This is a genomic window from Pararhizobium sp. LjRoot235 (assembly GCF_964254145.1).
In the GTDB taxonomy this organism is placed as follows: Bacteria; Pseudomonadota; Alphaproteobacteria; order Rhizobiales; family Rhizobiaceae; genus Pararhizobium.
On sequence record NZ_CAXUSP020000001.1, the window covers coordinates 1,117,136 to 1,137,657 of the forward strand.

General features: G+C 61.4%; 22 protein-coding genes and 1 pseudogene. 14 read left to right on the forward strand and 9 right to left on the reverse strand.

Annotation, left to right across the window (positions count from 1 at the left end; translation table 11 throughout):
- Nucleotides 1-13 precede the first annotated feature (13 nt).
- From ACSQ2Z_RS05315 to ACSQ2Z_RS05330, 4 genes are read left to right on the forward strand one after another with little or no spacing between them, the layout of a single operon-like run.
- A complete protein-coding gene (locus ACSQ2Z_RS05315; RefSeq protein WP_436080236.1) occupies nucleotides 14-790 on the forward strand; it encodes a ComF family protein in 777 nt (258 codons plus the stop codon).
- 48 nt (nucleotides 791-838) lie between these two features.
- Nucleotides 839-1,096 carry a glutaredoxin 3 gene (gene grxC / locus ACSQ2Z_RS05320; protein WP_436080237.1) on the forward strand — a complete coding sequence of 86 codons (258 nt, stop codon included), beginning with the start codon at nucleotides 839-841 and terminating at the stop codon, nucleotides 1,094-1,096.
- Nucleotides 1,097-1,108: 12 nt separating this feature from the next.
- A complete protein-coding gene (locus tag ACSQ2Z_RS05325) occupies nucleotides 1,109-1,966 on the forward strand; it encodes a carbon-nitrogen hydrolase family protein (RefSeq protein WP_436080238.1) in 858 nt (285 codons plus the stop codon).
- Entirely contained in the window at nucleotides 1,963-2,391 is a 429-nt protein-coding gene (locus ACSQ2Z_RS05330; protein ID WP_436080239.1) for a DUF1178 family protein, read from the forward strand. The genes ACSQ2Z_RS05325 and ACSQ2Z_RS05330 overlap by 4 nt, the downstream gene beginning before the upstream one ends.
- 176 nt (nucleotides 2,392-2,567) lie before the next feature.
- Here the strand turns inward: ACSQ2Z_RS05330 and ACSQ2Z_RS05335 are convergent, their stop codons facing one another.
- From ACSQ2Z_RS05335 to ACSQ2Z_RS05365, 7 genes are all read right to left on the reverse strand, one after another.
- A complete protein-coding gene (locus ACSQ2Z_RS05335; protein WP_436080240.1) occupies nucleotides 2,568-3,008 on the reverse strand; it encodes an N-acetyltransferase family protein in 441 nt (146 codons plus the stop codon).
- Between the two features lie 322 nt (nucleotides 3,009-3,330).
- Complete coding sequence (locus ACSQ2Z_RS05340; protein WP_436080241.1) at nucleotides 3,331-3,609, reverse strand: type II toxin-antitoxin system RelE/ParE family toxin; 279 nt, start codon at nucleotides 3,607-3,609, stop codon at nucleotides 3,331-3,333.
- The gene (locus ACSQ2Z_RS05345) at nucleotides 3,606-3,833 is read right to left on the reverse strand and encodes a hypothetical protein (protein WP_436080242.1); all 228 of its coding nucleotides are present in this window, start codon (nucleotides 3,831-3,833) and stop codon (nucleotides 3,606-3,608) included. The genes ACSQ2Z_RS05340 and ACSQ2Z_RS05345 overlap by 4 nt, the downstream gene beginning before the upstream one ends.
- A 54-nt stretch (nucleotides 3,834-3,887) precedes the next feature.
- On the reverse strand, nucleotides 3,888-4,814 hold the full coding sequence (locus tag ACSQ2Z_RS05350; protein ID WP_436080243.1) for a hypothetical protein: 927 nt from the start codon (nucleotides 4,812-4,814) through the stop codon (nucleotides 3,888-3,890).
- A gap of 31 nt (nucleotides 4,815-4,845) precedes the next feature.
- Complete coding sequence (gene ubiG, locus ACSQ2Z_RS05355; RefSeq protein ID WP_436080244.1) at nucleotides 4,846-5,592, reverse strand: bifunctional 2-polyprenyl-6-hydroxyphenol methylase/3-demethylubiquinol 3-O-methyltransferase UbiG; 747 nt, start codon at nucleotides 5,590-5,592, stop codon at nucleotides 4,846-4,848.
- Between the two features lie 993 nt (nucleotides 5,593-6,585).
- A complete protein-coding gene (locus ACSQ2Z_RS05360) occupies nucleotides 6,586-7,356 on the reverse strand; it encodes an SDR family oxidoreductase (RefSeq protein ID WP_436080245.1) in 771 nt (256 codons plus the stop codon).
- Nucleotides 7,357-7,509: 153 nt separating this feature from the next.
- Complete coding sequence (locus tag ACSQ2Z_RS05365; protein WP_436080246.1) at nucleotides 7,510-8,169, reverse strand: glutathione S-transferase family protein; 660 nt, start codon at nucleotides 8,167-8,169, stop codon at nucleotides 7,510-7,512.
- A 90-nt stretch (nucleotides 8,170-8,259) separates the two neighbouring features.
- On the opposite strand from ACSQ2Z_RS05365, the gene ACSQ2Z_RS05370 reads away from it, so the two are divergent.
- A complete protein-coding gene (locus ACSQ2Z_RS05370) occupies nucleotides 8,260-8,778 on the forward strand; it encodes a winged helix-turn-helix transcriptional regulator (protein ID WP_436080247.1) in 519 nt (172 codons plus the stop codon).
- Between the two features lie 288 nt (nucleotides 8,779-9,066).
- Here ACSQ2Z_RS05370 and ppk2 read toward each other — a convergent pair whose 3' ends face one another.
- Nucleotides 9,067-9,969 carry a polyphosphate kinase 2 gene (ppk2, locus tag ACSQ2Z_RS05375; protein WP_436080248.1) on the reverse strand — a complete coding sequence of 301 codons (903 nt, stop codon included), beginning with the start codon at nucleotides 9,967-9,969 and terminating at the stop codon, nucleotides 9,067-9,069.
- Nucleotides 9,970-10,226: 257 nt separating this feature from the next.
- Between ppk2 and ACSQ2Z_RS05380 the strand changes: the two genes are divergently transcribed.
- Genes ACSQ2Z_RS05380 through ACSQ2Z_RS05390 form a run of 3 tightly spaced genes read left to right on the forward strand, consistent with a single transcriptional unit; the run spans nucleotide 10,227 to nucleotide 12,400 of the window.
- Nucleotides 10,227-11,174: a transglutaminase family protein gene (locus tag ACSQ2Z_RS05380; protein WP_436080249.1), complete on the forward strand. Its 948-nt coding sequence runs from the start codon at nucleotides 10,227-10,229 to the stop codon at nucleotides 11,172-11,174.
- 27 nt (nucleotides 11,175-11,201) lie between these two features.
- The gene (locus ACSQ2Z_RS05385; protein ID WP_436080250.1) at nucleotides 11,202-12,026 is read left to right on the forward strand and encodes a hypothetical protein; all 825 of its coding nucleotides are present in this window, start codon (nucleotides 11,202-11,204) and stop codon (nucleotides 12,024-12,026) included.
- Nucleotides 12,026-12,400 carry a DUF7674 family protein gene (locus ACSQ2Z_RS05390; RefSeq protein ID WP_436080251.1) on the forward strand — a complete coding sequence of 125 codons (375 nt, stop codon included), beginning with the start codon at nucleotides 12,026-12,028 and terminating at the stop codon, nucleotides 12,398-12,400. The genes ACSQ2Z_RS05385 and ACSQ2Z_RS05390 overlap by 1 nt, the downstream gene beginning before the upstream one ends.
- Here the strand turns inward: ACSQ2Z_RS05390 and ACSQ2Z_RS05395 are convergent.
- Nucleotides 12,378-12,554 (reverse strand): hypothetical protein, encoded by a 177-nt coding sequence (locus ACSQ2Z_RS05395; protein ID WP_436080252.1) that lies wholly within the window; start codon nucleotides 12,552-12,554, stop codon nucleotides 12,378-12,380. The two genes, ACSQ2Z_RS05390 and ACSQ2Z_RS05395, sit on opposite strands and share 23 nt — an antisense overlap.
- 309 nt (nucleotides 12,555-12,863) lie before the next feature.
- On the opposite strand from ACSQ2Z_RS05395, the gene ACSQ2Z_RS05400 reads away from it, so the two are divergent.
- The 6 genes and pseudogenes from ACSQ2Z_RS05400 (at nucleotide 12,864) to ACSQ2Z_RS05425 (ending at nucleotide 20,335) form a co-directional block, all read left to right on the forward strand.
- Complete coding sequence (locus ACSQ2Z_RS05400) at nucleotides 12,864-14,138, forward strand: aspartate kinase (protein WP_436080253.1); 1,275 nt, start codon at nucleotides 12,864-12,866, stop codon at nucleotides 14,136-14,138.
- Nucleotides 14,139-14,228: 90 nt separating this feature from the next.
- Nucleotides 14,229-16,496: a phosphoenolpyruvate--protein phosphotransferase gene (gene ptsP / locus ACSQ2Z_RS05405; protein ID WP_436080254.1), complete on the forward strand. Its 2,268-nt coding sequence runs from the start codon at nucleotides 14,229-14,231 to the stop codon at nucleotides 16,494-16,496.
- A gap of 192 nt (nucleotides 16,497-16,688) precedes the next feature.
- Nucleotides 16,689-17,100, forward strand: a pseudogene (locus tag ACSQ2Z_RS05410) (endonuclease domain-containing protein).
- Nucleotides 17,101-17,252: 152 nt separating this feature from the next.
- Entirely contained in the window at nucleotides 17,253-18,335 is a 1,083-nt protein-coding gene (gene prfA, locus ACSQ2Z_RS05415) for a peptide chain release factor 1 (protein ID WP_436080255.1), read from the forward strand.
- Nucleotides 18,332-19,216 (forward strand): peptide chain release factor N(5)-glutamine methyltransferase, encoded by an 885-nt coding sequence (prmC, locus tag ACSQ2Z_RS05420; RefSeq protein WP_436080256.1) that lies wholly within the window; start codon nucleotides 18,332-18,334, stop codon nucleotides 19,214-19,216. The genes prfA and prmC overlap by 4 nt, the downstream gene beginning before the upstream one ends.
- Nucleotides 19,217-19,534: 318 nt before the next feature.
- Entirely contained in the window at nucleotides 19,535-20,335 is an 801-nt protein-coding gene (locus ACSQ2Z_RS05425) for a DUF4167 domain-containing protein (RefSeq protein WP_436080257.1), read from the forward strand.
- The last annotated feature ends 187 nt before the right edge of the window (nucleotides 20,336-20,522 follow it).

The following is a 20,522-nucleotide window of genomic DNA, read 5'->3' on the forward strand; positions in this document are numbered from 1 at the left end:
TAAAGTCAACCTCATGCGGGGCGAAGAGGCGGAAAATCCGGGGTGGCGGCTGGCCAGAGGCTTGCGCGGCCTGATGGCTGCGGCGGTCGACGCCGTCTATCCGCCGGTCTGCACCGGATGCGGCCGGCTGATTGGCCAGCATCGCGGCCTTTGTCCGGCCTGCTGGGCGACCTTGCGGCTGATCGAGCGGCCCTATTGCGAGGTTCTCGGCGTGCCGTTCTCGCATGATCTCGGCGCCGGCATTCTGTCCGCCGATGCCATCGCCAATCCGCCGGTCTTCGAGCGGTTGCGATCCGTTGCCATCCATGACGGCATTGCCCGGTCGCTGGTTCACGGTCTGAAATATCGCGATCGCACCGATCTCGCCATCATGATGGCCGCGTGGATGGTGCGCGCCAGCGACGGGACTGTCGAGGCCTGTGACGCGATCATCCCGGTTCCGCTGCACGCCTATCGGCTCTGGGGACGCCGGTTCAACCAGTCGGCCGAGCTTGCCCGCGCTATCGCCCGACTTTCGGGCAGGCCATATCTGGCCACCGCATTGATCCGCACCAAACGGACTGCGCGGCAGGTGGGCCTTGGCGCCACGGCCCGCGAGGACAATGTGCGCGGGGCGTTCGCCGTCACCGAGGCCGGCAAGACAGCGGTGTTCGGCAAGCGCATCGTGCTGGTCGACGATGTCTATACGACCGGTGCGACGGTTGCGGCGGCGACGCGGGCGTTGAAGAAGGCAGGGGTCCGGGATGTCACGGTTTTGACCTTTGCAAGAGCCATGTCCGGCCTTATATGACAGGAAACAGGATGCCGGCAGAGGGTCGGCGAAGGAGCAGGTCAAGACATGGCTTCGGTGGTCATCTATACCCGTCAGTTCTGCGGTTATTGTTCCGCGGCGAAGAAACTTCTCGAAACCAAGGGTGTGGATTTCGAGGAGCATGACGCCACCTATGCGCCCGAGGTGCGGCAGAAGATGATCGAGCGGTCGAACGGCGGCACGACCTTCCCGCAGATCTTCATCAACAACGCCCATGTCGGTGGTTGCGACGACCTGCACGCGCTGGATCGTGCCGGCAAGCTGGACCAGATGCTTGCCGCATAAGGAGACGCTTCGATGACGTTCAAGGCTGCAGCCATCCAGATGTGTTCCGGTGTCGATCCGGCGAAGAATGCTGAGACGATGGCCGGGCTCGTCCGGGACGCGGCGTCGCGCGGTGCGATCTATATCCAGACGCCGGAAATGACCGGCGCCCTGCAGCGGGACCGCGCGGCGATGAAGGCGGCCTTGCGTGACGAGAACGGCGACCTCATCGTCGCTGCCGCCTCCGGGCTTGCGGCCGAACTCGGCATCCATCTGCATGTCGGCTCGACGGCGATCAGCCTTGCCGACGGCAAGATGGCCAATCGCGGCTTCCTCTTCGGTCCCGATGGCAGGAAGATCTGCCACTACGACAAGATCCACATGTTCGACGTCGATCTCGACAATGGCGAAAGCTGGCGGGAAAGCTCGGCCTATACGCCGGGCGGCACGGCGCGGCTGGTGAACCTGCCCTTCGGCAAGCTCGGCTGCGCCATCTGCTACGACGTGCGCTTTCCCGAACTCTTCCGGGCGCAGGCGGCGGTCGGGGCTCAAATCATGTCGGTGCCCTCCGCTTTCATCCGCCAGACCGGCGAGGCTCATTGGGAAGTCCTGCTTCGGGCGCGGGCGATCGAAAACGGCATGTTCGTCATCGCCGCCGCGCAGGCCGGTCTGCATGAGGATGGCCGCGAAACCTACGGCCATTCGATGATCATCGACCCATGGGGCGTCGTTCTCGCTTCGGCCGGCGGCACCGGCGAGGGGGTGGTGCTGGCCGATATCGATATTGCCGCGGTTGCAGCCGCGCGTGCGAAAATTCCGAACCTGAAAAATGGTCGGACCTTTTCGCTGGAGGAAGTGCCGCTGCCCGCAGCGGGAGGTGTGGCTGCTTGATCAAATACACGCTTTCCTGTGACAACGGCCATTCCTTCGATGGCTGGTTTTCGTCGAGCGCCGATTTCGACCGGCAGGCGGAGCTGGGGCTCGTTTCCTGCCCGGCTTGCGGCTCCGTGTCTGTTGCCAAGGAACTGATGGCGCCCTCGGTTTCGACCAGCCGCAAGAAGGACGAGGCGAAAGTCCTGATGATGGATCAGGCGCGCAAGGAGGCGGTCGCCAAGATCCGTGAACTGGTGACGGCGATCCGCGAGAACTCCGACGATGTCGGGAACAAATTCCCCGAGGAAGCCCGCAAGATTCACTATGGCGAAGCCGAGCAGCGCGGCCTGATCGGCAAGGCGACGGCCGACGAGGCACGGGAGCTGCTGGAAGAGGGTATCGAAATCGCGCCGCTGCCGGTCCTGCCGGGCGACGTGAACTGACATGGCCGTGGCCGGGCGGCCTGCATCTGGCGATCTATAATTTCGGCCTGCATGTTGGCCCTGAAGGCGATCCGGCCGTCGAGGGCTTCGTTCTTCGCGAGCCTGCCAAAATCGAGGCTGCGGCGAGGGCGTCCGGTTTTGTACCGCTGAGCAGGCCGTAGACTGATAACTGGGGTTCAGCCCGGAACCGACTTGCGAAACTGGATGTAGCCCGAGCGTTCAGCGACCTTCTCATAAAGCGAGATCGCCGTGCCGTTGTCCGCTTGCGTCTGCCAGTAGACGCGCGACGATCCAGCAGTTGCCGCCTCTGCACAGACATGGGTGATCAGTGCTCCGCCGTAACCTTTACCGCGCACTGTCGGTGCGACAAAAAGGTCCTGCAGGTAGCAGGAATCGCTGAGGCTCCATGTTGAGCGGTGGAAGATGTAGTGCACGAGGCCCACCGCCTCATCGCCTGCCAAGGCAAGCGCTCCATACATCGGTTCGGCTTCATCCAAGAGGCGTGCCCAGGTGCGGTCATGGACAATGGCATCGAGTGTGCTGCCGTCGAAGTCGAGATATTGTGCCCACAGCGCACGCCATTGCGCTTGGTCGTCGTCTTGCAACATGCGGATCATTGCGTTCCTCGATCGCCTCTACAGCGCACACCTATACGTTGTGCGCCATCATGGCGCGAGCAGACCGTTGGCCGCGCAGATTGAAACGCCGCTTTTCGATAAAATCCCCATCCCGGGTAGGGCGGACAGGGGCCATGCTGCCGAGCATGCGCGCTGATTTTCAAAGAACCCTTCGCCGCCGATGGCGAAGCTTACGTCTCGACCGGCAGCGTGTCCGTTCGATCTCCGAGGCAAATAGCGGGCAGATCGATCTGTTTGCCGATGTTCAGTCGCTGAAAGTCTAACATGGGCGCAAAGGGCGGGGATGTTGGGCTTTCCCGATTCACGCAACAGGACGACGTGCAATATGACGAAATCGTTGGACGACGATTTCGTCATTACCGCAATAGTAGTCGATCAGGTAGGGATAAGGCGTCAGGAAAATGCGGCGCACGCCGGAAATGGGTGTCTTGCTGCCGGTATGGGGGTGGTGTCGCAGCAACGTCAAGATGATCATCAGGCGGGCTTCCACCTTGGCCGCCCCCTGGGGGGACTGTTCCGCGATGTACCCGAGCGCCTGATCGATTTGTTGAAGGGCGCGTTTTGAATAGCGCAGTCTCACAGCCGGTATTTGGAAAGGATGGCTTGCACCTCGGCTTCGGTGGCAAATTCGCCTCGGGCCATTTCGGCTTGAGCTTCGATCAAATCCGATTCTTCCTCCGGTGTCAGTTCGATCACCCGCGCATCGTCGCTTGCATAAGTCAGCATCATGCGGGCGATATCGTCCTGCATTTCCGGAGGGAGGTTCCGCGCGGTCGCCACCGCCTGTTCAAGAAGCTTTGTCATCTGTCCATTATGACCGTGATTGACCCACAAAAAAAGTTGAAACTGATACGTTGCTCAATACGATACGTCGATGCTGCGGAAGCGGCGCTGCTTCTTTGGGATATCGCTCTCCTTCACGCCCTTTTTGCCGTCATCGCTGAGGATCTGGACGAGGCCTTTTTCGGGATAGAAGACGAGGGCTTCCGCGGTGAAATCCCTGGGGAATTTGGTCGGAAGTTTTACCGGCGGCTGGTCGTCCCCGTCCCAGGAGTAGAGCGAGAATTTCTCGCCCTTGTCTCTCTCGCCCTTGTCCCTCTCCCCTTTGTCGGTCTGTGGGCCTGCAAGAACGAGATAGATTGGTGGCACAAGGCCGGTCCAGTCGATGCTGCGGATGCCGCGCTCGCCGAGATCAAGCCTGTGCGGCTTGCCGAAGCGTGGCTCCTCGCCGCGCTCGGTCACGGCGGCAGGGTTCATCAGGCGGAGTACCGGCGCCATCTTGTCGATGAGTGGTGCGCGAAAACCGATCAACAGGTAGCCTTGCGGCGTTGCGGCGAGGCCCTCGATATTGATGTCGGTCCCGGGACGGTGCAGTTCTTTCTTCAAATAGGCGCGCAGGCCTTCGAAGGGCGTGCCCAAAAGTTCGAGTGTCGGGCCGTCCGGTGTCTGCGCAATTCTGCTTGCGGCGAGAATAGAACGGTCCCTGGCGTTTCCGCCGTCACCGGGCCGGGAGAACGAGCTTATCCAATAGATCTTGTCGCCGATGCGGGCGGCGGCCTCGATATCGGATTTCCTGTTGCCGAGGAAGCTCTTGAATTTCAGCGCCTGCATGGGCTTGGCCATGCCGCGGCGGTAGATCTGGAACGTGTTGGTCTCGTCGCTGGCAACGACGAAATGGCGGTCGTCAAGTGCAACCGCGGCCGAGGCCTCGCAGATGCCGATATAGTCCATCGGCTCGGCCTGCGCATCGGCGACCGGGAGAATGCCGAGAGATGGAATTTTCATCGCGACAATCTCCTGTTTTGCGTCTTGCCAGTCAGGCCGGGCGCTTGGCCACCAGCATGTAGTTGACATCCATATCCTTCGAGAGATTCCATTGGTTGGCAAGCGGATTGAAGAAGACGCCGGTGCGGTCGGTGACCGTCATGCCGCTCGCCTCGATCGGCTTTTCGAGTTCTTCCGGACGCACCAGTTTCTCATATTGATGGGTGCCGCGCGGCAGCCAGCGGAGCACGTTTTCCGCGGCGAAAATGGCGAGCGCCGCCGCCTTTATCGTCCGGTTGATGGTGGCGACGAACATCAGGCCGCCGGGGCGGACCATCGAGGCGCATGTGCTGATGAAGAATTCGACATCGGCGACATGCTCGACCACTTCCATGTTGAGCACGACGTCGAAGGTCTCGCCGGCATGCGCCAGCGCCTCCGCCGTCACGGCGCGGTAATCCACGGTGACGCCGCTGCCGGCCGCGTGGGTCTTGGCGATCATGATGTTCTTTTCCGACGCATCGGCGCCGACCACATCGGCACCCATGCGGGCCATCGGCTCGGACAGAAGGCCGCCGCCGCAGCCGATGTCGAGCAGGCGCAGACCCTTCAGCGGCTGCGGTGCCTTGGCATCCCGGCCGAAATTTTCCGAGACGCGATTGCGGATATAGGTAAGACGGACCGGATTGAACTTGTGCAGCGGCCGGAACTTGCCCTTCGGGTCCCACCACTCGGCGGCCATGGCGGAAAACCGGTCGACTTGCGCCTGGTCGATGGTGGTACGCGCTTGTTCGCTCATGGCATTTACTCCGTGCAACAGGCTATCCCCGTGAAGTCGGACGATCGGGGGCGAAAGTCAAGGGTCGACGATGCCGCACGAGGGCGGCCTGCAAACAGCCGGAGGCATTCACGCGGCAGGTGCTGCCCGTGGTCTGCGTCAAGCTTTCGATCTCTTTGCCTTTGTGAGGTCGGCGGATCGGCCGGGGCACATCGGGTGCCTCAGTAGGTAATAGGTAGGTGACACACGATGTGCCCCGCTTCGGTGTCTTTTGCCGCGCTTCTCAGGTTCTTCTGCGCTTCTCCTGTCACGAGAAGCCTCCAATGCCCCGGCCCGGCCGCTTATCCGCCAGGCGTTTCAATAGGTGGGGCATGCCCTGGACCCTTGGACGGCAAAGCCGTCCGGCGGTGACCCGCCGCGGTGGGACATGCCCGGCACGCCCGGTTCATTTGCGAACCGGAGGAGAACCGCCTTTCACGCAGCCCCGGGGATTTCGCGCGCGTTTCGCCAAACCGTCCGGGCACCGGCCCCGCCTCGCCGGCAACGCAAACCGGTGTATCCGTGGTGGGACCGGAGGAGTATGGCATGGGCGCAAAAGACGGGGATGAGCGGGGATGATGTTGACGCGTTGCGATTGCCGAAATGCCTTTAGACCATGCGGGGGCTTAGACGGGAAAAGGGCGCCACCCCACGCAAACCGATACGCCGGATGGCTGAGGTCGCGCCGCGGCGGCTACACAGACCAAGAGCCCGTCACGTGTTGGTGGCGGGCTCCAAAATGGCTTGAGAATACATCGCCTCTAAAACGCTCTCCCCGAGTGGGAATCAAAAACGCTCTCGTGTTAAATGCCGTTCCGGTTTCGGCCAAGGCAACAGCCTATTAAAATTAGGCGTCGCTAATAAAAAAGTCCAATCACCATTGTCGGGCATGTGAAAGCGAGCGTGAGAGACTGCTGAACGAGATGCCAAGGCGGCGATTTTGCGGCGCGCAGGTGCGGGGCCGGCGGCGGACGCTCAGGTTCGGCTGATCGAAGCGCCGCCGTCGACGAGCATGGCCGTGCCGGTGGTAAAGCGGGAGGCGTCCGAGGCGAGATAGAGCACGGACAGGGCGATTTCTTCCGGCCTTGCCATCCGCTTCAGCGCATGCAGGCCTTCGACGAAGGCCAGCACTTCCGGCCCGGCGCCCGGCGCGTTGGTGAAGCTCGCAGGCGTATCGGTTCCACCGGGCAGGATCGCGTTGACGCGAATGCCCTTTGTGCCGAGCTCTGCGGCGAGGACTTGGGCCAAGCCGACAAGGCCGGCCTTGGCGGCGGCATAGGCGCTCATGCCCGGCATGCCGGCGGTATGGCCGACGAAGCTGGAGGTGAAGATCAGCGAACCGCCGCCGCGCGCCTCAAGGGCCGGCACCTGATGACGCGCGCCGAAGAAGGCGCTGGTGAGGTTGGTGTCGACCGTGTCGCGCCATCCGGCCGGCGTCAAATCCGCGATCGGCGCCATTTCTCCGGTGCTGCCGGCGTTGTTGAAGGCGATGTCGAGGCCGCCGAATGTTTCGACGGCGGCGGCCACCAGATCCCGCGCGTGGGCCTCGTCGCGGACATCGCCGTCGAGCGCGAGGGCTTGGCCGCCCTCCGCCTCGATTTCGGCGACGATTTCGGCCAGCGCGCTTTTACGGCGGCCGGAGACGACGAGGCGTGCGCCTTCGCTGGCGAAGAGCTTTGCCGTCGCACGGCCGATGCCGGAGCTGGCGCCGGTGATGATGGCGACCTTGTTGGAAAGCGTGGTCATGGTTGAATCTCCTCTTGGTGTTGCGGGAGATTCAATCGCAACAAGCGCTGTCCGGCGCCACCCGATTCCTGCGCGGCTTTGTGCGGGTCGGTCATTGGCGAGCCGAAGCGGGGACCGCCGCTCCGGCTTCGTTGGCCGTAAGTAAATTCTTACTCAATCCCGATCCGGAGCGCCCAGCGGGAAGTAGCTGCGGTACGGCCGGGCTTCGTCCACCGCGCGGGCAAAGGAGGGGCGGGCGAGCAAGCGGGCGCGGTAGGCGCGGGTGTTCTCCAGTTTTTCCGGGATCGGATGAACCCAGTCGGCATAGAATAGCGACGGGGCGGCGGCGCAATCGGCAAGGCTGAACTGATCGCCGGCGGCCCATTCGGATTTGGCAATGGCGCCGTCGAGCCAGGCATAGGCGTTGTCGAGCATGGCCTTGGCTTCCTTGACGCCCGTGGGGTCGCGGTCGGCTTCCGCGCGGATCTGGTTGAACACCACCTTCTGCATCGGCGTCATGACGTAGTTGTCGAAGAAGCGGTCCATCATCCGGGTTTTCAGCGCAGTGTTGGCATCCGATGGGACCAGGCGAACGGGGCCGGGATGGTTGAGCGCCAGATATTCGATGATGATAGTTGATTCCAGCACGGTCTCATCACCGTCCTTCAGGACCGGCATGCGCTTCAGCGGCCAGAGCGCGCTCCATTCGGCGACGATCTCCGGCGTCTTCTGGTCGAGCAGGCGCAGTTCGAACGGCGTGTCGTTCTCGTAAAGCGCGATAATGACCTTCTGGCAGTAGGCGGAGAAAGGGTGGGCGAAGAGTTGCGGTTTCATCTTGTCCTCCAACACTGGTTTCAATCGGCAACTAGTTGCGTTGTAAGATGAGTGATCCTATATTGCAAGCAGTTTAACATAGGGCGGACAATGGACATTGCACACCGGTCGGGATGCCCGATCAACCTGACACTGGAAATGCTTGGCGATCGCTGGAGCCTGATCGTCATCCGCGACATCATGTTCGGCAACCGCCGGCATTTTCGCGAGTTACTGACCCAATCGGAAGAGGGGATCGCCTCGAACGTGCTGGCCGATCGGCTGAAGCGGCTGACGGAGAAGGGACTTTTGTCGCGCACCGGCGATCCGAGCCACAAGCAGAAGGGGATCTACAGCCTGACCGAGCCATCGATCCAGCTTGTGCCGCTGCTTGCGCAGATGGGCGCCTGGGGGCGCAGGCATACACCGGTGTCGGAAGAGCTGTCGATCCGCGCCGAACTGCTGGAGCAGGGCGGGCCGCCGATGTGGGCGGCCTTCATGGAGGAGTTGCGCAGCCTGCATACCGGTGCGCCGGCGCCGCAGCGCTCGGTGTTTTCCGAATTGCAAGCGGCCTATCTGGCGGTGGTGGCGAGGAAGAAGGCCGAAACCTCCGCGGCCATCGGAGCCTGATGCCGGGGAATTGCGGTACATTTCCGCTCACCCAGCGTGTGTGAGCCGAGCAAGCGGAGGGTTGTCGCATGTTGGATCGAAGGCGATTGCGACAATCCCCCACTTCTCCCCGGCGGGGAGAAGTGCCGAGCGCATGCGAGGCGATGAGGGTTCTCGGCGATTTCGGCGCCAGCCGTCTCATCCGGCGCTTCGCGTCACCTTCTCCCCGCCGTGAGAAGAGGGAGCAGGCCGCAAATCCATATGCAATTGCCTGCGGGCAGGCGGGGCGGGCAAGCGGGAACTCGATGATCAATAGACTTCCGGCACGTGCATTTCCGGCGGCACCGGCTGGCGGATATAGTCGTCGTGACGCACGCGCTCGGGCAATTCTACGGTGGACTTGGGCACGTCCTGATACGGGATCTGGGTGAGGAGATGCGCGATGCAGTTGAGGCGGGCCCTCTTCTTGTCGACGGCCTGGACGACCCACCAGGGGGCTTCCTCGATGTGGGTCCTCGCCAGCATCTCTTCCTTGGCCTTGGTGTATTCTTCCCAATGGACGCGGCTTTCCATGTCCATTGGCGACAGCTTCCACTGTTTTAGCGGATCGTGGATGCGCATCTTGAAGCGGAATTCCTGCTCCTCGTCGGTGATCGAAAACCAGTATTTGATCAGCACGATGCCTGAGCGCGCCAGCATGCGCTCGAATTCGGGCACCGTGCGGAAGAATTCGTCGAGTTCTTCCGGCGTGCAGAAGCCCATGACGCGCTCGACGCCGGCGCGGTTGTACCAGCTGCGGTCGAACAGGACCATTTCGCCGGCCGTCGGCAAATGCGGCACGTAGCGCTGGAAATACCACTGGTTGCGCTCGCGCTCGGTCGGAGCGGGCAGCGCCACGGTACGGCAGACGCGCGGATTGAGGCGCTGGGTGACGCGCTTGATGGCGCCGCCCTTACCGGCCGAATCGCGGCCCTCGAACAGCACCACGACCTTGAGCTTCTTGTACTGCACCCAGTCCTGCAGGCGGACGAGTTCGTGCTGCAGCCGGAACAGCTCGCGGAAATAGACCTTGCGCTCAATCGTCGCCTCGGCTTCTTCCGACATGCCCTCGGCGACCAGTTCGTCGAGCCGGTCCTCTTCCATCTGCATTTCCAGCTCTTCGTCGAAGCTGTCGGCAATTTCCGCCTTGATGCGGCTGAGCTGGTCGATCATTGGTCAAATCCCCGTTGGTTGAAGGCACAGGAGCAGGGTTTGATGACAGGTATGTGACGGTGGGCGGCAGCGGCCTGCAGCGTGGAATTGCGGACATTCACGGTGACCGCCATTGCCGCTTCTTGCTGTGTCTGGTGGCATGTTCGCGAAAGATGAATTTGAAAATGTCGCTTAAAAAACCATGGAAGGTCTCCGCCGTCCATTGACGACAACCCTGCGAATGCATACCCATGGTTGAATCATCGGCAGGACTGTTCATGAAAATCCTTCGCATTGCCATTCTGGTGCTCTGCCTGCCGATCACAGCGGTTTTCGCACAGACGCCGGAAAATGATTCCGCACGGTTGCAGGCGAGAACGGAAGCGCTCTTCGAACAAGGGCGCGACCTGCTCGACATAAAGCTGTCCGTCGATCAGATGGTCGATCCCACGACCAATGCGCAGACTGTGACATCCATGATCGACCGCATGGCCGACGATGTGAAGACCATGGCCGGAGGGAATGCAAAGAGCGCCGAGACACTTACGGCTCTGAAGCGGTATCTCTATGAGGCCGGTGCCTGGAACGACAACAGACCCTTCCAGTACGATCTCGATCATCCGCTCGGCGAAAAGCCTGCAAACCGTTTGCTGCAACGCTACCTGACGACGCGGCGCGGCAACTGTATCACCATGCCGATGCTGATGCTGTCCGTCGGCCAGCGGCTGGGGCTGAAGGTGACGCTGGCCGAAGCTCCCTTGCATGTCTTCATCAAATACACCGATGACGATGGCGCTGTCTGGAATCTGGAAGCGACCAGCGGTGGCGGCTTTACTCGCGATGTCTGGTACAGGCAGAAGCTGCCGATGTCGGACAAGGCGGTCGCGAACGGCGTCTATCTCCGGTCCCTGTCCCATGGGGAATCGGCGGCACTGATCGCTTCCTTTCTGGTGGAGCGTCAGATCGACGCCGGCGCGTTCGAAAATGCGATTTCCGTCTCGGACGTGCTTTTGCGGCATTATCCCACCTTCGCCTATGGACTGGTGAAGAAGGGCAGCGCCTTTAGCGGCCTGCTGCGGCGGGAGCTGGCAGGGAAATACACGCGGATGGAAGACATTCCGGCCGATCTGAAGGCGAAAGCCGATCAGTGGTACGGGCAGAACATGCAGGCGTTCGCCAGGGCGGAAGCCATGGGGTGGCGGCCGCAGGATGGCCAGACAGAATGACGATCTGATTCCAGTGGGGACTTGTTCATGAAATGCTTTTCCGGCGGGTTTCTGACCCGCATTCTCAGCCTGCTGCTGATTTGCAGCATGTTATCCGTGTCCTTCGGCTCTGCGGCGAATGCGCGGTTTATCTCGCCCGACACCATGGACCCGACAGTGCAAGGCGTGGGCACCAACCGCTATGCTTATTCCGGTAATGACCCGGTCAATAAGAGCGATCCGAACGGCCACATGATGTCCAATGGGGACATCGACCGATATACGACGGATACCGGACCATGGGGCGGTGGCGTAGGCGGCCCAGGACGCGGTGGCAGTGGGGGCGGGTACGGCGGCGGCTGGTCGGTTGGCGGCTTTTTGAGCGGACTCCTTGGGGGAGCGTTTGGTCTGAACTCAATGAAAGGCTCCGAGAAGGACGATTCTCACGGAAACGGGCAAGTTGGGGGCAATTCCAATCAGGGGCAGCCATCTGCCGCTTCCGGTGGTGCTCCAGGCGGTCCGGAAGATGACGATAGAGACAGGAAAGACCCTGCAAAACATGAAGCATATAAAGATGAATTACGCGCAGATATGCAGAAACCGGCAGTAAGGGACCCCGAACTAAGGCGTATGATGGATGCAATGTATCGACCCGGCGCTAAGGTTGGAAGCGGGAGTACTGCCTCAGCGGTTCGTCAAGAAATGCAAACTGGAGTAAGTGTACAGGGAAGATTTCATACGCAAAAGGCAGGGGAAATGGCCGGAAGACTGGAAGGCTGGCTGAGCAGAAATCCAACCGCTTCGTCAGGAGATCGTGCCGCAGCAGAGAATACACTACGTGATTTGCGAAATGCTTTGAGCGGGAAGCCATAATGGAAATTACAATTTTTATAGAGAAAATGAAAAATCTTCTACCCGATACTTATCGGATAGAAGAAGAATTAGTGAAAGAGTTTTATCCATCTCCTCCAGGAATAAATTCACTTTGTTCCAGCATTGGATGGGCTATTGCAGAAAATTTCGAGTCCATCGAGGATATCCACGGCGTTTTTGATTTAATCGAAAGTGGGATGCGCGACGGGGACCATGACCTGAAAGACGCAATCGCGACTGGTCTGATTGAAGCGATAATTTCTCAAACTGACCATCACCCTGGAACATGGGAAAAAATTGTGCCACACCTAGGGCCGCTTTCTGCGGCCTACGCCATAGACTGGATCAAGTTCACTGAAACAGGGCAGATGTAAGTTTGGTCAACCATTGCTCCGGATCGTCTTTATCCGGTTTTCTGCCATTGGTCACATCGCGCTTCCTACCGAGCAGCTTGCCACGCTGCTCGGGCGTGAATTGTGGCAGCTCGACCGGCTCTTGACGGACTTCGCGCTCCTCCAGCCGCACCATCGTTTTCCGAACTCTGCCAAAGCCCATCGAGGCGAGCGCGCTGTGGCGCGATCCACCCGCCGAACCGATCTAGATTGCGTGCGACGACCTCGCGCCAGAGCTGGCCGCGCTCGCCTCGGCGCTCCAGCGCCATGGCGATATGGCCGATCTTCGGCTCCGTATCGCCGTCTCGTTTCCACGCTTCGAAATCCAGCACCTTTTGATAGATCCTTCTCCATTGCACGCCGCCCTCATTTTCGCTAAGAGACCGGCGACTTTGAAGAGACGGGCGCGGGTTTGCCGCGCGGCATTTTCGACCGGTAGAGGCATATGGCACGCATCGTTATGAAATTCGGCGGGACATCCGTTGCGGATCTTGAACGCATCTACAATGTGGCCCGCCATGTGAAACGTGAAGTCGAGGCCGGCCACGAGGTGGCGGTGGTTGTGTCGGCCATGTCCGGCAAGACCAACGAACTGGTCGGCTGGGTGCAGGGCGCGCCGAAGGCGACGGGGGCGAATTCGCCCTTCTTCGATGCGCGCGAATATGATGCGGTGGTTGCTTCCGGTGAACAGGTGACCTCGGGGCTTTTGTCGATCGCGCTGCAATCGATGGGCATCAATGCGCGCTCCTGGCAGGGCTGGCAGATTCCGATCAAGACCGACAACGCCCATGGCGCCGCGCGCATTCTCGATATCGACGGCACAGAGCTGATCCGCCGCTTCGGCGAGGGACAGGTGGCCGTTGTCTCCGGCTTCCAGGGGCTCGGTCCCGACAACCGGATCGCGACGCTCGGGCGTGGCGGCTCGGATACCTCGGCAGTGGCGATCGCGGCGGCGATCAAGGCCGACCGCTGCGACATCTATACGGACGTCGACGGCGTCTACACCACCGATCCGCGCATCGAGCCGAAGGCGAGGCGGATGAAGAAGATCGCATTCGAGGAAATGCTCGAAATGGCGTCGCTCGGCGCCAAGGTCCTGCAGGTTCGCTCGGTCGAGCTTGCCATGGTATTCAAGGTCCGCACCTTCGTGCGCTCCAGTTTCGAAGACCCCGATGCGCCGGGCATGGGCGATTTCCTGAATCCCCCCGGCACGCTGATTTGTGATGAGGAAGAGATCGTGGAACAGGAAGTCGTCACCGGCATCGCCTATGCCAAGGATGAAGCGCAGATTTCGCTGCGGCGCGTGGCCGACCGACCCGGCGTCTCGGCGGCGATCTTCGGGCCGCTGGCCGAAGCTCATATCAATGTCGACATGATCGTCCAGAACATTTCGGAAGACGGCTCGAAGACCGACATGACCTTCACCGTGCCTTCCGGCGATGTGGAAAAGGCATTGAAGGTGCTGGAAGGCGCCAAGGAGAAGGTCGGCTTCGACGTGATCCAGAGCGAATCGGGCCTGGTCAAGGTTTCGGTCATCGGCATCGGCATGCGCAGCCATGCCGGCGTGGCGGCGTCCGCTTTCCGCGCACTTGCCGATAAAGGCATCAACATCAAGGCGATCACCACCTCGGAAATCAAGATTTCCATCCTGATTGACGGCGCTTATGCCGAATTGGCCGTTCGCACTTTGCATTCCGTCTACGGTCTGGATAAGAGTTAAGCGAAGCGGTGGCCATGACGTTTTCGCGCAAGCGTGCGGGAACATAGTGCCGCCTGCAGTTGTTGACTTTCAGACAGGAGACGTAACGCGATGAGAGACCTCTCGGCGGGTCCACGCGTCCTTCTCAAGCGGTTGCGCGAACTCATGGCGGAACCGCTCGAGCCGCAGGAGCGCCTTGACCAGATTGTTCGCCAGATTGCGCAGAACATGGTCGCGGAAGTGTGCTCGGTCTACGTGTTGCGCTCCGACGGCGTGCTTGAACTCTATGCCACCGAAGGTCTGAACCCGGGCGCCGTCCATCTGGCGCAACTGCAGATGGGGCAGGGCCTCGTCGGTACGATTGCGGCATCCGCGAGACCCCTCAATCTCTCCGACGCGCAGGCGCATCCGGCCTTCACCTACCTGCCGGAAACCGGCGAAGAGATCTACCATTCCTTCCTCGGCGTGCCGATCCTCAGAACCGGCCGCTCGCTTGGCGTTCTCGTCGTGCAGAACAAGGCGAGCCGCACCTATCGCGACGACGAGGTCGAGGCCTTGGAAACCACGGCGATGGTGCTCGCCGAAATGGTGGCGACCGGCGAATTGAAGAAGATCACCCGGCCGGGCCTGGAACTCGATCTGTCGCGGCCGGTCTCGATCGACGGCAACAGTTTCAACGATGGCATCGGCCTCGGTTACGTCGTGCTGCACGAGCCGCGCATCGTCGTCACCAATCTTCTGAACGAAGATACCGACCACGAGCTCGGGCGGCTGGCGGAAGCGCTGGGATCCTTGCGTATCTCGATCGACGACATGCTGTCGCGACGCGACGTTTCGATGGAGGGCGAGCACCGCGCCGTGCTCGAAGCCTACCGGATGTTTGCGCATGACCGCGGTTGGGTAAGGAAGCTCGAAGAGGCGATCCGCAACGGCTTGACCGCCGAAGCGGCGGTCGAGCGGGTGCAGAGCGAGACCAAGGCGCGGATGATCCGGCTGACGGATCCGTATCTGCGCGAGCGCATGCATGACTTCGACGACCTTGCCAACCGGCTGCTCAGGCAACTGACCGGATATGGCGCCAAGCTTTCAGCGAGCGACTTCCCGCCGGATGCCATCGTCGTCGCCCGCGCGATGGGTGCTGCCGAACTGCTCGACTATCCGCGCGAGAATATCCGCGGCCTGGTTCTTGAAGAAGGCGCGGTGACGAGCCATGTGGTGATCGTCGCCCGTGCGATGGGCATTCCGGTCGTTGGCCAGGCGGCAGGCGCCGTGGCGCTGGCGGAAAACCGCGATGCCATCATCGTCGATGGCGAAGATGGCAAGGTGCACCTGCGGCCGATGACCGACCTGCAGCGGGCTTATGAGGAAAAAGTCAAGCTTCGGGCGCGCCGCCAGGAGCAGTTCAAGGCGCTGCGCGGCGTCGAGCCGGTGACCAAGGATGGCAAGCGCATCAAGCTGCAGATGAATGCCGGCCTGATGGTCGATCTGCCGCAGCTTGCGGAATCGGGCGCGGAGGGCATCGGCCTGTTCCGCACAGAACTGCAGTTCATGATCGCCTCGACCATGCCGAAGATGGAAGAGCAGGAAGCCTTCTATCGCAACGTGATCAAGCAGGCCGCCAGCAAGCCGGTGACTTTCCGCACGCTCGATATCGGCGGCGACAAGGTGGTCCCTTATTTCCGCGCGGCGGAAGAGGAGAACCCGGCGCTTGGCTGGCGGGCGATCCGCCTGTCGCTCGACCGCCCCGGCCTTTTGCGCACGCAGCTGCGCGCGATGCTGCGGGCTTCGGCCGGCGAGGAGCTGCGCATCATGCTGCCGATGGTGACCGAGGTTTCGGAACTGCGGACCGTGCGCGAGCTGTTGCAAAAGGAGATCCAGCGGCAGTCGAAGATCGGCGAGCAACTGCCGAGGAAGCTGCAATTCGGCGCGATGCTGGAAGTTCCGGCCCTTTTGTGGCAGCTCGACGAACTGATGCACGAGGTCGATTTCGTTTCCGTCGGTTCGAACGACCTGTTCCAGTTCGCAATGGCGGTCGATCGCGGCAATGCGCGGGTGTCCGACCGCTTCGACGTGCTTGGCCGGCCGTTCCTGCGGATCCTGCGCGACATCATCCGCGCGGGCGAACGCAATGAAACCCCGGTGACGCTGTGCGGCGAAATGGCGAGCAAGCCGCTGTGCGCAATGGCACTGCTCGGTCTCGGCTTCCGCTCGGTCTCGATGTCGCCGACGGCTGTCGGGCCGGTGAAGGCGATGCTGCTGGCGCTCGACGTCGACAAGCTCGCGGCCATGCTGGCGGCGTCGCTGGACGACAGGAAGGACCATACGCCGCTGCGCGAGATGCTGAAGGCGTTCGCGGCGGAGAATGGGATTCCGGTTTAGCGAAAAGGCCCCTCATCCGCCCTGTCGGGCACCTTCTCCCCGCGAGCGGGGAGAAGGGACAAGCGGCACCCCTTTCTCCGAATCTGCATAGTGATATTGGTGGTGACGGAGAGGCGGCAACATCGGTCATCCCCTCTCCCCGCGTGCGGGGAGAGGGCTAGGGTGAGGGGCACGCGTGTACGGCTGTAGGCGATGAGAGGTCCGGACAAAAGAAAAACAGCGCGCGCCCGCAGTTTGCGGAAAGTGGAGAATGATGCCGAGGAGGTCTTGTGGTTTGAGCTTCGGGCACGTCGTCTCAATGGGTTCAAGTTTGTCCGGCAATTACCGATAGGTCGGTACTTCGCTGATTTCGCATGCAGGCAGGCCCATCTCGTCGTGGAGGTTGACGGCAGCCAGCATGCAGACAGCCGTCATGATACGATGCGGGACGACTATATGACGACTAATGGATGGAACGTTGCCCGTTTGGAATGGATGTGTTCTTCAGGACCGAGAGCGAGTATTGGAGACGATCGTCGAAATTGTTGAAAATAGGCTCATCCAAGAGGTCAGATCGTTTGATCTCACCTTTATTCCGGCTCAAAGGTCAGGCCATGACCGATGACTGGATCCATTTTGCGGAATTCTCCAATTCGGAATCGGTTTGAGGATTACGCAATATCTCTGAAGTTTTACCGCGACTTTGACGTCTTTGAAAAAGGCGTCCCTGTCGTAAAACATCGCCGTTCCTTCATAACGGCCCCTGTGGAGTTCGAGTTGGCAACCTTACCTGTTGAAAAAATGCGCGAGCTGGAGCGCCGCTTCGGTGAGATCGAGGCGCGCATGGCCGAGGGGCCGGCGGCGGATGTCTATGTGAAGCTGGCGTCGGAATATTCCGAGCTGCAGCCGGTGGTGACGAAGATCAGGCAATACGAGAAGGCGCAAGGCGAGCTTGCCGATATCGCGGCGCTGCTGTCCGACAAAGGCACAGATCGCGAGATGCGCGATCTGGCCGAGATGGAAAAGCCGGAGATCGAGGAGCGCATCGAGGCACTGGAAAAGGAGATGCAGATCATTCTCCTGCCCAAGGATGCGGCCGACGAGAAGAGCGCCATCCTTGAAATCCGAGCCGGCACGGGCGGTTCGGAGGCGGCCCTTTTTGCCGGCGACCTGTTTCGCATGTATGAGCGGTATGCTGCCGACAAGGGCTGGAAGGTCGAGGTGCTTTCGGCAAGCGAGGGCGACGCGGGCGGCTACAAGGAAATCATCGCCACCGTCACCGGGCGCGGCGTGTTTTCGAAGCTGAAATTCGAATCCGGCGTGCACCGGGTGCAACGCGTGCCGGACACGGAAACGCAAGGACGCATCCATACCTCGGCGGCGACCGTTGCCGTTCTGCCGGAGGCGGAAGACATCGACATCGATATCCGGCCGGAAGATATCCGCATCGACACGATGCGCTCGTCGGGCGCCGGCGGACAGCACGTCAACACGACGGACTCGGCGGTGCGCATCACGCATTTGCCGTCGGGGATCGTCGTCACCAGTTCTGAGAAGTCGCAGCACCAGAACCGCGCCAAGGCAATGCAGGTTCTGCGCTCGCGGCTCTACGACATGGAGCGGCAGAAGGCCGACAGCGAGCGCTCCGCCTCGCGCAAGAGCCAAGTCGGCTCGGGCGACCGCTCGGAGCGGATACGCACCTACAATTTCCCGCAGGGGCGCGTGACCGATCACCGCATCAACCTGACGCTCTACAAGATCGACCGGATGATGATGGGCGAGATCGACGAGGTCGTCGATGCGCTTTTGGCCGACTACCAGGCGGACCAACTGGCGCAGCTTGGCGAGAACCAGGGATGACCGACACGCTCGACAGCCTGTTTGCGGAGGCGAAGGCGCGGTTCCTTAAGGCGCATATCGGCGAGGCGGCGTTCGATGCGCGCCTCTTGATTTCCGGCCTGCTCGACCTGCCGGCGGCAGCCTTCATGACGCGCGGCAGCGAGGTGGTGGCGCCGGAAGACGCGCGGCGCATCCGCGCGGCGATTGCGCGGCGGGCGGCGCATGAGCCGGTGCACCGCATCCTCGGAAGCCGCGAATTCTACGGGCTGACGCTCGGCATGTCGAAGGACACGCTGGAGCCGCGGCCGGATTCTGAAATGATCGTCGAGGGCCTCATTCCGTTTGCGCGGAAGACCGTTGCCGAAAAGGGAGGCTGCCGGATCATCGATCTCGGCACAGGGACCGGGGCGATCTGCCTCGCACTGCTCAGTGCGGTGCCGGAAGCAATCGGCGTCGGCTCCGACCTTTCAGCCGGTGCCGTCGAGATGGCGCGGGCGAATGCGCGGCGCAACACTCTCGATGACCGCTTCGTCGCTGTGGAAAGCGACTGGTTCGAGCAGATCGAGGGCGCGTTCGACATAATCGTGTCAAATCCGCCGTATATACGTACCGAAGTGGTTGCGTCGCTCGCGCCCGAGGTGCGGGATCATGATCCGGCGCTGGCGCTGGACGGCGGTGCCGACGGGCTGGACGCCTATCGCATCATTGCCGCGAACGCCGCCGGCCATCTTGCCAAGGGCGGTGTCATCGGCGTCGAGATCGGCTATGATCAGTTGCAGGTCGTGGGGCACGTTTTCGAAGAGAACGGCTTTCGGATCATCGACAGGATCCGCGATCTCGGCGGCAATGACCGGGCAATCGTGTTCTCTTTCGGCAACGAAGGCCTGAAAACCGGCACATGACGGAACGTTCTTTTCGAAAACATGAAGAAAAGGCTTGGATTTCCACGACAAGCGGGCTAGGTTGCCTGCCACGCACTGGGCAGAAGGTCATAGACCAGAGATTCGTTCCGGTCAGACCTAGCCACAGGGATTGCTCTCACAAAAGAGTTGCTAAGGTTCGACAGTGCCTGGTGCGGGTACCTGTTAATTTGACTTTAACCAGCGACGGCGCCGCCAAGAGGCGGTTGGGTCGCGGCGCGTGTCTGCTTGATCCGGAATCCCCGGCAAGCCACGCAATCACATGATCATCAATATCAAGAGAATCCAGGTGAGTGAACGATGAGGCCAGGACAGCAAAACAAGCGCGGCCGTGGGCGTAATAACAACAATAACAGCAATAGCAGCAACAGCGGTGGCAGCAGCAACCAAAACCGGAAGGGTTCCAACCCGCTGACCCGGACCTATGACAGCTCCGGCCCGGATGTGAAGATCCGTGGCACCGCCCAGCATATTGCCGAAAAATATGCGACCCTTGCCCGTGACGCACAGAGCTCCGGCGACCGGGTTGTGGCGGAAAACTATCTTCAGCACGCTGAGCATTACAACCGCATCATTGCTGCCGCCCAGGCGCAGATGCAGGAACGTTTCCAGCGTGACGACCGCAGCGACTACAGCGACCGGAACGAGTATCAGGATCGCGACGGCAACGAGCGCGACGACGATCTGGACCAGAACGACATCGACGACAGGATCGCCATTCAGGATCAGCAGCCCGATCTGGGGCGCCCTCAGCAGGCCGATCGCCAGCCGCGCCAGCACGATGGCGAGCGCCGCGACCGCCAGCGCCATGACCGCCAGCGCCAGCCGCGCCCCGAACAGGCCCAACCGCAGGCGCGCCCAGACGTGCAGCCGCAGCCGATCATCGACGGTTCCGGCCCGCAGCCGGTGATTGAAGGCACGCCGGCGGAGGTTTCGCTGGAAGAAGAGGCGCCGACCGGCCGCGCCGCGTCGCGCCGGCGCGCCGCACCGCGCCCCCGCCGCCAGCCGCGCCGCGAAGCCGGTAGTGACGAGGCCGCCGCAGAAACCGGTGGCGAGCAGCCCGCGGAAGGTTCTGCCCTCGCAGAGGCTGCCGGCGAGTAAGCCCAGGCAGGTTGCCGGATGGCAACTGAAAAATGTCAGAACATTAAAGGACCCGGTCCGCTTCGCGGCCGGGTTTTTTTGTGGGGTAAGGGCGGCGAGGCATTTCTGGCGGGTTCCACAAGGCGCAGAGCTGATCGCCTACTGCATAGTTCCTTAAATCGGAATCGATTTAAGGATAAATTATGCA